At 63.4% G+C, this 14,279-nt stretch carries 6 protein-coding genes and 1 riboswitch; of the genes, 2 read left to right on the plus strand and 4 right to left on the minus strand.

Going from position 1 to position 14,279, the window contains the following annotated elements; genetic code table 11:
• Positions 1-5: 5 nt before the first annotated feature.
• From IEW17_RS14955 to IEW17_RS14965, 3 genes are all read right to left on the minus strand, one after another.
• A complete protein-coding gene (locus IEW17_RS14955) occupies positions 6-2,015 on the minus strand; it encodes a TonB-dependent receptor plug domain-containing protein (protein ID WP_188562863.1) in 2,010 nt (669 codons plus the stop codon).
• Between the two features lie 160 nt (positions 2,016-2,175).
• Positions 2,176-2,389: riboswitch (cobalamin riboswitch) on the minus strand.
• Between the two features lie 14 nt (positions 2,390-2,403).
• Positions 2,404-2,817, minus strand: a complete 414-nt coding sequence (locus tag IEW17_RS14960) for a hypothetical protein (protein WP_188562864.1) — start codon at positions 2,815-2,817, stop codon at positions 2,404-2,406.
• A gap of 41 nt (positions 2,818-2,858) precedes the next feature.
• Positions 2,859-4,205, minus strand: a complete 1,347-nt coding sequence (locus tag IEW17_RS14965) for an Nramp family divalent metal transporter (protein WP_188562870.1) — start codon at positions 4,203-4,205, stop codon at positions 2,859-2,861.
• Between the two features lie 326 nt (positions 4,206-4,531).
• On the opposite strand from IEW17_RS14965, the gene IEW17_RS14970 reads away from it, so the two are divergent.
• Positions 4,532-5,518: a cation diffusion facilitator family transporter gene (locus tag IEW17_RS14970; protein ID WP_188562865.1), complete on the plus strand. Its 987-nt coding sequence runs from the start codon at positions 4,532-4,534 to the stop codon at positions 5,516-5,518.
• Positions 5,519-5,604: 86 nt separating this feature from the next.
• Here the strand turns inward: IEW17_RS14970 and IEW17_RS14975 are convergent, their stop codons facing one another.
• On the minus strand, positions 5,605-8,082 hold the full coding sequence (locus IEW17_RS14975) for a T9SS type B sorting domain-containing protein (protein WP_188562866.1): 2,478 nt from the start codon (positions 8,080-8,082) through the stop codon (positions 5,605-5,607).
• 377 nt (positions 8,083-8,459) lie between these two features.
• On the opposite strand from IEW17_RS14975, the gene IEW17_RS14980 reads away from it, so the two are divergent.
• The gene (locus IEW17_RS14980) at positions 8,460-14,090 is read left to right on the plus strand and encodes a fibronectin type III domain-containing protein (protein ID WP_188562867.1); all 5,631 of its coding nucleotides are present in this window, start codon (positions 8,460-8,462) and stop codon (positions 14,088-14,090) included.
• Positions 14,091-14,279: the final 189 nt, after the last annotated feature.

A 14,279-nucleotide genomic window follows, 5' to 3' on the forward strand; every position in this document is an offset into this window, starting at 1 on the left:
CGGTTTTAGCGCCAACCCACCCGCAGGCTGAGCACAAGGGCCCGCGGCGGGGCGGGGCGGCCTTCGTAGCTCTCGTAGGCGTGGTTGAGCAGGTTGGTCGCTTGCAGCAGCAGCAAGGTTTCGGTGCCGTTGGCCGGATGCAGAGCGTAGCCCACGCTGCCGCCCAGCAGGCCGAAACCGGGCAGGAAAGCCTGGGCCGTGGCATCGGTGTAGCGGTAGCTGGTGGCGCTGGCAGCCGCGCCCGCCCGCCAGCCGCGCCAGGCATAGTCGAGGCTGGCCGCGCCCGTGTGGGCGGGCACGTAGGCCAGCGGCTGGTCCCTGGGCACGAGGTCGGCGGGAGTGGGGCGGCGGGTGCGGGCCCGTGTGAGAGCATAGGCCACGCGGGCCGTGAGGTGGTGCGCGCCGCGCCGCAGCGTGAGCGCCGAGCTGGCTTCGAGGCCCTGGGTGAGTACCTGGCGCAGGTTGCGGGGCCGCCAATAGCCTTCGGGGCCGGGCGTCCACTGCACCCAGTTGTCGACCAGCTGGCGGTAAGCGGTAAGTTCGGTTTGCAGCCCGGTGCGCGGACCAAGTGTTAAGCGGTGGAGCAGGCCGGCTTCGTAGCCCAGGCCGATTTCGGGTCGCAGGTTGGGGTTGCCACCGGGGTTCCAGTACCGTTCGTTGAGGGTGGGTGCGCGGTAGCTGCGCGCCCCGCTGGCCTTGAAAGTGAGCGACTGAGCGGGGGAGTAACTAAGCGAATCGGTAGCCGAATACTGGGTCCACAAGTCCCATTCCAAACCGAAAGTGGGCGTGAGCGGGTTACCCTGGGGCAAGAAGGCCTGCCGCAGATTGGCGGTGAGACGCAGGGCGGGGCGCGGGTCGTAGCGGAGTAAGGCAAAAGCGGCGGCGCGGTTTTCGGTAGTTACCGGGTTCACGTACTCATTCAGCACGGCGTTGAAATGCTGCGCCTCGGCCCCCAGCCGCAGCGAACCGCGCGCGCCTACCGCAGCCGTGTACTCGGCCTGGGTCTGGGTGGTGCGCACGCGGGAGTTGCTCAGCAGACCGTCATCCCGGTAGTTCAGGATGTCTTCGAACCAGGCGGCGCGCACCGTCCACTGGGCCTGGGCAGAAGCCTGATGGCGGTAGCCCAGCACGAAGCGCCGGCTCTGGTCGAACTGCCGGGCGTGGCGGTTGGTACCGGTGGCGGCGGGTTGTACTTCCCGGTCGGTATCCGTGAGCCAGGCGCTGGCCGTGAGCTGGCCGGCGGTGCCCAGGCGCAGGGCCACTTCGGGAGCCAGGCTCCACTGGTGACGCAGGGCGGCTCCGGTGAGGATGCGCCGCACCGAGCCGCTGTACTCCTGCGTGGTGTAGGAGTAATTGTTATCGGCCTGGCGGTAGCTGGCAGCCACCCGCACAGCCACAGCTGCCCCCGCTGCCGAGGCGGCCACACTGCCGCCGCGCAGCCCAAAGCTGCCGGCATCGGCCTGCACGCTGCCGTGGGCCCCGGGCCGCCAGTCGGGCTCGGTGCTGAGCAGCACGGCTCCGCCAATGGCTCCGCTGCCATAGAGCGCGGCGGCTGGGCCGGGCTGCACCGCCAGGCGGGTGTTGGCCCCCGCGGGTAGCAGGGCAAAGTCGTTTTGGCCCAAAGTGGGCAGGGTGATGTTCAGGCCATTCCAGAGCACGGCCGTGTGCTGGGCCGACGTACCCCGAATGCTAAGGGAAGCCAGTTGACCCGGCCCGTAGTTTCTGATGTACAGCGGTGTGCGCTCCTGCAGCAATTCGGCCACCGTGCCGTCCCGAAACTGACTCAGCGTGGCCGAGTCGGCCTCGTAGTGCCGGCTGCCGGTCGCAAACCGCTCCGGACCCACGGCCCGCACCTGCACCTCGGCCAACCGGTGCAGCCGCCGCGAGAGGCGGGCCGAATCGGGCGGTGCGGCAGCCAAGCGGGCGGGCGCTTGCTGAGCCAGCACCGTGCCCGGCGAGGCAAGCGCCAGCACCCCGCCCCAAAGCGTGACACAGCGACGAAATAGACAACGCATCAGAATCAAATTTTCAGCGAAGAAAATTCGATTCAAAATCTTGCGGCAATTCGCTTCAGCAGAAGAAAATCAACGCCAGACCGAGGCCGAAAAACAGAAAAAAATCGACTGCCCGAAGGCGGCCGCTGCTCTCTTTCTCCATCCGTCCTCCGCGGATGCTGAACCTGTGAATGCGCTGGCAGGTCTCCTGGCTTGCTCCGCCGGGTGGGCCGCCTTCCCATTCAATGATTGAAAACCAATCAGCAAACAGTGGCACGTGTGGCTCACCCCGATGTGAAGCGTACAGTTGCGGGGACAGCTCCGGCGTTGAACCGGATTCCCTTTTCAGCCGCGCCCCGCGATTGGGGGTTGGCACCATAGCCAGACAAAGGTACGTGATGCCCGCTGTTCAGCGGCGTACGGTGAAGCCCACAAAGTATTCCCGGTCGCTAAGGCGGTTTAGGGCCAGGTAAGCACCAAAATCCAGCTGCAGGTTATCGTTGACCTTGATAATCGGGGCCACGTTCACGGTAGTCTGCCAGCGGCGCTGCTGGGTGTTCCACTGAGCCACGGCCTCGGTAATGGGACCGAGCTTGCGGGCAAAGTCGTATTCAAGCGCCATGGAAGGGGTCATTTTCAGGTGGCGGCGGTCCTGTTCGCGGTCGTAGTTGACTTCGGATGCCAGCTGGGCTTCGAGGTTGAGCTTGTCGCTCAGCTCCACGTCGATGGGTAGCACCAAGCCGTACTCGACCGCGCCAGTGCCAACCTGGCCGCCGGTGGGCAGCCGTGCGAAGCCGGAATCAGCCTTACCAACCGGTGCCACCGCACACGACGCAGCTTGCTGCTGTTGCGGCGCAAGGCGGCTTAGCTAGCCGCCATTTGCCAGAGCAGGTACACGTTCAACACGATGATGATGGCCGACACCGCCCAGGCCAGCACTTTCACCACCGGGTGGTTCACAAACACGCCCATTTTGGCCCGGCTGCTGGTGAAGAGTACCAGCGGCACCACCGCGAAGCTGAGCTGCATGGACAAGATGACCTGGCTGAGCACCAGCAGCTGGCCGGTGCCTTTTTCGCCATAAATCAGGGTCACGACCAGGGCGGGCACCACGGCCACCAGCCGCGTGATGAGCCGCCGCAGCCAGGGCCGCAGCTTGATGTCCAGAAAGCCTTCCATCACAATCTGCCCGGCCAAAGTGCCGGTCAGGGTCGAGTTTTGGCCCGAGGCCAGCAACGCCACGGCGAACAAGGCGCTGGCTGCCCCGGCGCCCAGCACCGGCGTGAGCAGCTTGTGGGCGTCGGCAATGTCGGCCACGTTTTCGTAGCCCTTACCGTGGAACGTGGCGGCCGCCGTCACGAGAATGGCCGCGTTTACGAAAAAAGCCAGGAACAAGGCCACCGTCGAGTCGATGGTGGCGAACTTGATGGCCATGCGCTTGCCCGGCTCGGTCTGCTCAATCTGCCGGGTTTGCACGATGCTGGAGTGCAGGTACAGGTTGTGGGGCATCACCGTGGCCCCCAGAATGCCGATGGCCACGTAGAGCATACCGGGGTTGGTAACCACCTGCGGCCGCGGCACCAAGCCGTGCGCCAGGGCCACCCAGTCGGGCCGCGACACGATGATTTCGTACACGAAGCAGCCAAAAATCAGCACCGTCAGGCCCGCCACGATGCTTTCGATGATGCGAAAACCCTTGTTCTGAAAGTACAGCACCACCAGCACGTCGAGGGTAGTGAGCACCACGCCCCAGGCCAGCGGCAAGCCAAAGAGCAGGTTCAGGGCAATGGCCGAACCGATGACTTCGGCCAGGTCGCAGGCGGCGATGGCCACCTCGCACAAAAACCAGAGCACTAGGCTCACGGGGCGCGAGTAGTGGTCGCGGCAGGCCTGGGCCAGGTCGCGCCCCGTCACAATGCCTAGCTTGGCTGCCAAGTGCTGCAGCAGCATGGCGAACAAGTTGGAAATAAGCACCACCGACAGCAGCGTGTAGCCGAAGCGGGAGCCGCCGGCCAGGTCGGTGGCCCAGTTGCCGGGGTCCATGTAGCCCACGGCCACCATCAGGCCCGGCCCCCAAAAGGCCAGCAGCTTGCGCCAGAACGAGGCGTTGACCCCCGGCACCTTGATGCTGGCGTAGACTTCGCTCAGGGAATTGGCGCGGCGGGGGTGCCGCCAGCCAGTATCAACGGCAGACTGCGTGGTTTTTGGCACAATTGGGGAAGGCACTTCGATAGATTCACTCAAGGTAAATGCCGCTATTTTAGACCCGTCTAAAAATATTTTTCGGGAACCTCAAATACCGTGGAAACTTCAAAATGTTTCGGGTAACGGATGCGCTGGAGCAGGTTTATGAACGGTGTACCAATTGGTAACGGCGCGACCCTTCGCGTCCCGGCGTTCGCGCCGTCAACACTCCAAACCGTTCAACGCCGAGACGTGAAGGGTCGCGTCTCCACACGGTTCATCGTTCGTGAAACTGCGCGAAGTGCTGTCTACGGCTCGCTTTGCCCGAACTTTGCCCTGGAAATCCCTTTTGCATGACTGTTGCCCAAACAAAGAATCGCCTCGGCCTGCTTTCCCTCGTGGTGAGTATTGGGCTGGTGGCCGTCAAGTTCTATGCCTACCACCTCACTCGTTCCCAGGCCGTTCTGACCGACGCGCTGGAAAGTATTATCAACGTTTTCACCAGCGGCTTTGCCCTCTACAGCCTGTACCTGGCCGGCCTGCCTAAGGACGAAAACCATCCGTACGGCCACGGCAAGGTAGAGCACCTGTCCATCGGCTTTGAAGGAGCCCTGATTTTTATCGCCGGAGTTTTTATCCTCTACAGCGCCTCGCTGAGCCTGCTGCACCCGCACCCAGTGGCGCGGCCCGACTGGGGCGTGGTCCTGCTGGCCGCCACGGCCGTGGTCAACCTGGGAGTAGGCCTGCTGCTGGTACGCAGCGGCAAACGCCTGAAATCGGTGGCGCTAGTGGGCGATGGGCAGCACTTGTACATTGATGCGGTTACGTCCATCGTATCGTCGGGGGCGCTGGTGCTGGTGGCAGCCACCGGCATCGAGCGCTTCGACTCGGGCGCGGCCCTGCTGCTGGGGGGCTTCATCCTGGTGAACGGCGGGCGTATGCTCCGCCGGTCCGTGTCGGGCCTAATGGACGAAACCGATACTGCCGTGGTGGCCGAGGTGATTGCCGAGCTGCAAGCCCAGCGCCGCGATTCCTGGATTGACGTGCACAACCTGCGGGTGCAGCGCTACGGCTCCAACCTGCACATCGACTGCCACATACAGATGCCTTACTACTTCAGCCTCGATGAGGTGCACACCCAGCTGCACGACATTGAAGAGCTCATCCGGGCCCGTTTCGCGGTGGAGGTGGAAATGTTCGTGCACGCCGACCCCTGCACGTTTTCGGCCTGCTCGCTGTGCCTCATGCCCGCCTGCCCCGTGCGCCAGCACCCCTTCCAGCATACCGTAGTGTGGACGGTGACCAACGCCGTGAAGGATGAGCGCCACCATTTGGGCTAGCAAGGAACCGTCATAACGGATATTCAGAACCCAAAAAAGAGGGCCGCGAAATTCGCGGCCCTCTTTTTTGTGGGTTGCGAGTCGGGCTATAAGCCGCGACGAACTTCTACCCAGCCTTTGGTCTTGTTGCCGCTCGGGTCGGTGATGTAGTAGTAATACACGCCGTCGGGCTGGTCGCCCCCGGCCCAGGTATTCTGGTAGTTGGCGTACTCCTGCACCTTGCGGCCCCAGCGGTTGTACAGTTCCAGCTTGCCCCCACGCTGCGCCACGGGCAGTACGAACACGTCGTTCAGGTTGTCGTTGTTGGGCGTAATGATGTTCGGCACGCTCAACTCCGGCACGATGACAATGCGCTGGGCCATCGTAGCGGGACAACTGGGAGCATTGGTGGTGCAGGCACCGCCGCGCACCGCCACATTAGAAGTAAGCCGGATGACATACTCTCCACCCAGCGAGAGCTTCAGTGCGGTTTCGGCGGGCTGGTAGTCGGTGGAAAATTCTACTGGCGCACTAGCCAGCAGGTTTCCTGAGCCATCTTTTACGCGCTGGTAGGTCCAGCTGATTCCGCAAAGCTGGAACCCGCTGGTTACGGACGGTTGCGGCGTAGTGTTGCTCAGCACGAACGTTAGTGGTGGCACCGCTGTCTGGCCTGAAATCGTAACCTGACTATTGTTACGCCCCGAAATCACACTCGGAATGGTAAACGCATTTACCACCGTGGGGGCCACGCGCACGAGAATAGACGTGGTGTCGCCGCAGCCCCCCCCATTGGCCCCAAAGCCTTGTAATGGTGTGATGCGCAGGCGATAACGGCTGGTTATGGTAGGACTAACCGTGATGTTCTGCCCGTTGCTCACGGTAGGCAAGCCATTACCCCTGACCTGCGTCCACTGGAAGCCATAGGTCTGGAGCACCGTCCGGTTCGCGGCTAGCTGACGGACAGAATCCGGGCGCAGTACATTACCGGTCAGGTTTAGCGTACCGCCACAGATAGTGGTTGGGACTACTCCTGGCAACACGTTACTCTGGCCACCGGCCGCCACCGCCTGGGCGGTACGGCCTTCCACGATGCGAATCTCAATGACCCGGGTTTGCACGCCCTTGATGGGGCAGGCGTCGTCCTCGATACGCAGCGGAATCCGGATAACCTGGCCGGCGAAAAAGGCCCCGGGCTGGAAATAGAAGCGGGCCTCGGGCGTGGGCGTACCGTTGCGCAGCAAGGTATACACGCCCACGTCACCGCCTTGCAACAGGTCGCCGTTGATGGTCCCGGTCCCGGTATAGGTCACGGTCAGGTTCTGACGGGCGGCCGGCGGAGTAGCCGCCGTATTATTCGGGTCGGTGAAGAGCACCCTAACCTGGGCGTAGTTACAGGTATTGATGCGAATGAGCGTTGTATCCGGCCGGTTCACGGGTACCGCTCCCGAAAGGGGGTCAGGCACGGTGATGACCGGGGTGCTGGGCACCTGGTTGCCCGCGCCATCAATGATGATGACCAGGAAGTCGCGGCGGACGGACCCGACCCGGTAGCGGCGGTTGCTACCCGGCAGGCGGCGGTATTCGGTGATTTTGCCAACTACCACGTATTTGTTCAGCCCTTGAGTAGTGGTTCCCGGACGGAATAAATTGGGCGTGAACGTGAATTCACCAATCCGGGGATTGAAAGAGAAGCGCGGAACGACGGTGCGGGTGTAGGCGGTGCCGGCCACGGTGCCGCATACGCCAACGGTGTCGTTGGCCACGGGCAAAGGCAGGTTGGCCGTGTAATCCGCCCCCCCAACGTTGGGACCGCAGTCGAGCAGGCACACCGTGTTGGGTGCCCGGGGTGGCAGAATCCGCGTGACGCAGCCCGAGCTGGTTCCGGTGGGGCGCGCTGAGTACGGGTTGAATTCTCCGCAATTGGCCAACGGACGGTCCAGCTCATACACCAACGAGTCGCCATCGGCTTCGGAGGCGGCGGTGAAGTTGATGGAAGTGCGCTGATTCACCAGCACGAAAGGCACGGGAAAGTCCCGGGAAGAAAACAGTGGCGACGAGTTATTGACGCGGGTGAGCACGCCATTCACCGATACCTGGTTGTTCAGCGTGGCCTCAAACCGAAAATCGTCCTGGGTAGGAATGTTAGCCGTGCTGGGGCGGCAGCAGCTTTGGTGCGAGATAATCCAGTTGGGGGCTGGCGGCAGGTTGATGGTGCCGCGGTAGTCTTGTTTCTCATAGTTGGGGTATTGCGAGCTGCCCGGGTTGCACGTGGCCAGCACCTGAATGCTGGGACAGTAGCCCTGGCCGATGGTGAGGGTGCCGACTACGGGAAGAAGTGTTGCCCTTACCGTAGTGCCACTGCCGTTACAAGAGCTGACCGCCGTGATGTCCACATTGCCCGGCACTGGGGCCGCACCAGGACTGCAGTCACGGTAAAAACTTACCGTCACCTCATAAGTATCGCCGGTGACATAACGGTAAGTGATTTGCCCGCCCTGAATGTGGGAAGCATACGCCGATTGCAGCCCGCCCAACAGGCAGCACGCAACAAGAAGCAGGGTGAAAAAGTGTAAGGTTTTTTTCATGGGCGAGGAAGTCTGGAGGAAGTTTGGAGGTAATCAGGGATGAAAGAGGGGGTGAAAAAATACGGCTGGGTGGCCGCTCTGATATTGGCGAACCAAGATACACGGATTAATACAGCAGAACAAAAACGCATTAATTTATACGTTGGTTGTAAGCAAATTAAGGACTATAAACAAAAAAGAATCGTTATAACTGAACTTAATTTTATTTATTCTTTACGGACTAGTTTTTCTTTGTATGTTTCAGGGCGGTTAGTAGTTATTGTGAACCCGCACCTCCTTGCAGATTATGCTCCATTCCTACCATGGCCTCAATAGCACTTGCAAACAGCTTTCATTTCTCCCCCCCCCTTTTTTCCTTTTCACCCTTTTATTCTTCTATGCAATACTTCTCCTTACTAGGGCCACCCAGCGCTACGCGGCGTTATGGGTGGCTTGCGTTGCTTTGGCTGCTGGGCATCGGCTCCGCATCGGCCCAAACCGCTACTATCGGCTCGACCGCGGTGCCGGTAGTCGCTCCAGCCACCAGCTCCTTTCTCTACGGGCCCATCTACCGGTCGACGGCTACTTCGGCGTTCAACTTTTCGCGCCATGCCCACCTCTACACCCCCACCGAGCTGAACCTCCCCACCGGGGCGGTGATTACGCAGCTGGCGTGGCTGAAATCGGACGCGGGCACGCTCACCGGCAGCAATATTTTTAGCGTCTTGCTGGCCAATTCGGCCCAAACCACCCTGGGCGCTTCGCAAACCTGGGGGGCGCTCACCACGGGGACCACGCAGGTGTATACCTCCCCCACGCAGCAGGTGACCGGCGTAGCCGGCGACTACTTCAGCGTGACGCTCAGCCAATCGTTTGTGTACACCGGCGGCAACCTGCTGGTGCTCTCCGACCACGAGAAGCAAGGCACGGCCTCGGCCGTTATCAACTTCGTGACCAACCCCGCAACGGGCTTTGCCCTCGGCACTGCCGCCAGTACCGCCCTCAGCAACACCACCGCCCTCACCGCCGCTTCATACGGTGACCGCCGCCCCACGCTCCGCGTGACGTATACGCCCGGCGGCCCCTGCACCTCGCCGCCCACGGCGGGCACCACGCTGGCTTCGGCCACCTCGGTTTGTGCCGGCAGTATCGCAAGCTTCTCGCTGCAAGGCGCGTCGTTTGGCACGGGCCAGACGTACCAGTGGCAGGTATCAACCAATGGCACTACGTTCACGGACATTGCCGGCGCTACCCGCCCCGCCTACACCTCGGGCCCGCTCACGGCTACCCGCACCTTCCGCGCGGTGCTCACCTGCGGCGGCCAGGCGGCTAACTCCGCGCCCGTTACGGTGACGGTGAACCCGGCCACTTTCGCCAGCCTGCCATTGATTGAGGATTTTGAAGGAACCTGGGCTGATGCCTGCGCCACGCGCGACGTACCAACCAACAGCTGGCGCAACAACCCGTCGGCGGGCGATGCCTCCTGGCGCCGCGACGACGACGGCGTCAGTGCCAGCTGGACCAGCCCCACAATTGGCGTTTATACGCCGACCAGCAGCCAGGGAGCCCGCTCGGCCCGTTTCCACAGCTACAACGCCGGGGCCAATGCCCTTGGCACCCTCGACCTTTACATTGACCTGAGCGCGGCCGGCAACAAAGTGCTGCAGTTCGACTACCTGAACACCGCCGGTAATGACTCGCTGCAAGTGCAGGTGTCCACCGATGGCGGCACCACGTTTGATGCCCCGCTGTTGCGCCTCGGCGTGAGCGGCACGGTGGCCCAGGGCTGGCAGGCCCAGAACGTGAGCATTACTTCGACTTCGGCCACGACGATTGTCCGCTTCCGCACGAAGGTGACGGGTACCTCTACCTCGGACATTGGCCTGGATAACGTGCGCCTGAACATGCTGAGCGGCGTGCCTACCTGCGCCACCAACAGCCTGCCGGCTGCCAGCGCCACCAACGTGAGCCGGAGCACCATCCTGACCTGGCAGGCCGGTACCGGCGTCACCACCGGCTACGACGTGTACTTCGGCACCGCGGCTACCCCGCCGTTGGTGAGCACCAACCAGCCCGGCACCAGCTACGCGCCGGCCGCCCCACTGGCCGCCGCCACCACCTGCTACTACCAGATTGTGCCCCGCAACGCCAACGGCCCAGCCGTGGGCTGCGGCGGGCAGAGCTTCACCACCAACAGCGTGCCGGTGTACTGCAACCCCAGCACGGTAAATCTGGCGGGCAGTTGCGGAGGCAGCAACGTGACGCAGGTAACCGTGGCCAGCTCGGGCCTGAACGCCACGGGCCTCACCTGCAACACGGTGACTACGTCGCTGGGCACCAGCGCCTACACCAGCTACCCGATAGCGGGCAGCACTACGGGCACCCTGCTACAAGGCCTGACCTACCCGATTACGGTGAACACCGACGGCAACAGCATCTTGTCGGTGTGGGTTGACTTTAACCAGAACGGCACGTTTGATGCCGCTGAGTGGACGCAGATTGCGACCACGACCACGGCCAATACGGCCGTTACGGTGAGCATTCAGGTGCCCGCCACGGCGGTTCTGGGCCTGACCGGGCTGCGCGTACGCAGCCGGACGGCGGGCAGCGCCAACGGGGCTGCCGATGCCTGCACCAGCTTTTTCAGCGGCGAAACCAAGGATTTTGTGGTGAACATCGGACCGGCTCCGGCCTGCGCTCCGCCCACGGGCCTCACGGCCACCAACGTAGCCACGACGTCGGCCACCCTGGCCTTCGGCGCGAGCAACGGCCCGGTAACCAACTACATCATTCAGTACGGTGTCAGTGGGTTCACGCCGGGCGGCACGGGCAGCAGCACCATTAACACGACCAACCTGTCGGCCCCAATTACGGGCCTGACGGCCAACACCGCCTACCAGTTCTACGTGACCAAGGACTGCGGTGGCGGCACGACCAGCCAGGCGGCCGGCCCGTTCACCTTCACCACGCTCTGCCTGGCCCCGGTGTACGCCACGTTGCCGGTATCGGAAAGCTTTGAGAACACCTGGGTCAACGGTTGCGCTACGCGCGACATCCCAACGACTAGCTGGCGCAACACGCCCACCACGGGCAATAACTCGTGGCGGCGCGAAGACGACGGGACGAGCGCGGCCTGGACTCTCCCCGCTTCTTATATCTACTCGCCCGTGTCCAGCCAAGGCACGCACTCGGCCCGCTTCCATAGCGGCTATGCCGCCAATGGCTTGATTGGCACGCTCGACCTATTCGTGAACCTGAGCGCCGCCGGAGCCAAGCGCCTGAGCTTCGACTACGTGAATACCAGCGGCACCGACTCGCTGATTGTGCAGCTTTCCACCGATGGTGGCGCAACGTTCAGCCGCCTGATTGGTTTCAACCAAAGCGGTACCGCGGCCACGGGCTTTGTGACGCAGGTACTGCCCTTAAGTACGACTTCGGCCACGGCCGTTATCCGCTTCCGCGCCCGCGCCGACTTCGGCTCGACCGACATTGGCCTCGATAACATCATTCTCGAGGCGGCCACTGGCTGCCTCGCGCCGGCCAGCCTGAGCGTGACGGGCACCACCACTACCTCGGCCACGGTAGCGTGGCTAGGCGGCGGCTCGGGTACCTACTCGGTTATTTACGGAGCCACGGGCTTCAACCCGGCCACGGGCGGCACCACCGTTTCGGGCCTCACCGCCACCTCGTACACCATCGCGGGCCTCACGGCCAGCACCGATTACCAGTTCTACGTAGTGCAGAACTGCGGGGCGGGCACCAACTCCGGCACGGCCGGTCCGGCGGCATTCACCACGGCCTGCATCACGCCGCTATACGCCACGCTGCCCGTAACGGAAAGCTTCGAGAACACCTGGATTAGCCGTTGCGCGACCAGGGAAGTACCCACCAACAGCTGGCGCAACACCCCTACCACGGGCAACAACTCGTGGCGGCGCGAAGACGATGGCGCGAGCGCGGCCTGGGTGAGCCCCACCAGCTATGCCTACACGCCCACCGGCAGCCAGGGCACGCACTCGGCCCGCTTCCACAGCGGCCAGGCCAGCAGCGGCCTCATCGGCACGCTCGACCTGTTCGTGAACCTGAGCACCGCCGGGGCCAAGCGCCTGAGCTTCGACTACCTCAACACCAGCGGTACTGACTCGCTGATTGTGCAACTCTCCACCGACGGTGGCGCAACGTTCAGCCGCCTGACGGGCTTCAACCAGAGCGGCACAGTGGCCACGGGCTTTGTGACGCAGGTACTGCCCATCAGCAGCACCTCGGCCACGGCCGTCATTCGCTTCCGCGGCCGCGCCGACTTCGGCGTGACCGACATCGGCCTCGATAATATCATCCTCGAATCGGCCAGCGGCTGCCTCACGCCAGCGGCCCTCACGGCCACGGCCACGACCACCACGGCTTCGCTGTCCTGGCTGACGGGCGGCACCGGCACCTACACCGTTGCGTACGGCCCCACGGGCTTCAACCCGGCCACGGGCGGCACCACGGTTTCGGGCCTCACGGCTCCGCCGCTAAACCTGACCGGCCTCACGCCGGGCACGACCTACCAGTTCTATGTGACGCTGAACTGCGCTGCCGGCGCCAACTCCGGCACGGCCGGCCCTGCCACCTTCACCACCCGGATTCTCAACGACGAGCCTTGCGGCGCTTTGGATTTGGTACTGAGCAACACCTGCACGCCGCTGAACTCGACGACGCTGGGCGCTACTGCTACCACGGGCGTTGCCGCTGGCGCCTGCAGCCCCGGTTCCCCCGCCACGAACCCGGTGGACGTGTGGTATAAGTTTGCGACCGCCGCGACGGGTCCGCTCAGCACCACCGTGCGCCTGACGGTAACCGGGCCTTCGGCCAATACCATCCGGGCGTATTCCGGGGCCTGCACCGGCCCGCTGGCCTTCATTGCCTGCGCTTCGGCAGCCAACGGCACCACGGCCGCCCCGAACCTGGACCTGACGGCCCTGACCCCAAGCACTACTTACTACGTACGCGTTGGCGCTTACAGCACCTTCCAGCCGGCGCTGGGAGCCATTACCATCTGCGCCACGCCTGTACCGAACTGCCCCACGCCGGCGGGCCTCGGGGTTGGTGCACTCACCAATACCACGGCGGTACTCAACTGGTCGACTCCGGTATTGACGGGCAGCACGTTCACGGTAGTCTACGGTCCGACTGGCTTTACGCCGGGCGGCACGGGCAGCACCACGCTGTCGGGCATCACCACTCAGTCGACGACCCTCACCGGCCTGCAGCCTTCTACTACCCACCAGTTCTACGTGCGGCAGGTGTGCGGGGGCTTCAATGGCAGCAGTACCCAGGCCGGCCCCTTCTCATTCACCACGCCACTCACCGCTCCGGCCAACAACGAGCCTTGCGGCGCACTCGGCCTGGGCACCGGCCCCGTGTCGGGCTCGAACGTGGGTGCCACCACCAGCGTGCAGAACGGCATCAGCCTGCCCGCCTGCTCCTCGGCGGCGCAGCCCAAGGACGTGTGGTTCTTCTTCACGCCCACCGGCACCAGCACCACGCTCACCGTCACCGGCACGGCCGCCGGCATGGTGCGCATTTACAGCAGCCCCAACTGTGCGAATGGTCCGTTTGACCTGGTTACCTGCGCGTCGTCGGGAGCCAACAACACGGCCATCACGGCTCCAATCAGTGTAACCGGCCTCACGGCGGGCACGCGCTACTACGTGGCCGTGAGCGGCTACGGCAGCTCCGACACGGAGGGCTCGTTCACTTTGACGGGTTCCGGCCTGGCCACGGCCACCAAGACCCAGGCCGAAACCAGCGCCCTGCTCGTGTTCCCCAACCCGAGCAACACCGGCCAGCTCACCCTGCGCCTGGCCGGGCTGCCCGGCGCGGGCCAGGCCTTGCTGCTCAACGCCCTGGGCCAGCTGGTGCGCAAGGCCCCGCTGGCCGGCACCACCGACCAGGTACTCTCGACCCGCGGCCTGGCCGCCGGCGTCTACACCCTGCGCGTGGCGGTTGATGGCAAAATCCTCACCCGCAAAGTCGTGCTCGAATAGCCATTCTCAGCACGCAGCAAACGAAAAGAGCCGGCAAATGCCGGCTCTTTTTTGTTATCGTGACAAATCCCCGAGTAAAAAAGACCGTCATGCTGAGCGCAGCCGAAGCCTCTCTACCGCGATACTAGAGCGGTTTCCTGTTCCGTGTACAGATTTTCACCTATTTTTCGGTATGAAAGCGTATTCGAT

The sequence above is a fragment of the Hymenobacter frigidus genome, assembly GCF_014640435.1.
Classification (GTDB): Bacteria; Bacteroidota; Bacteroidia; order Cytophagales; family Hymenobacteraceae; genus Hymenobacter; species Hymenobacter frigidus.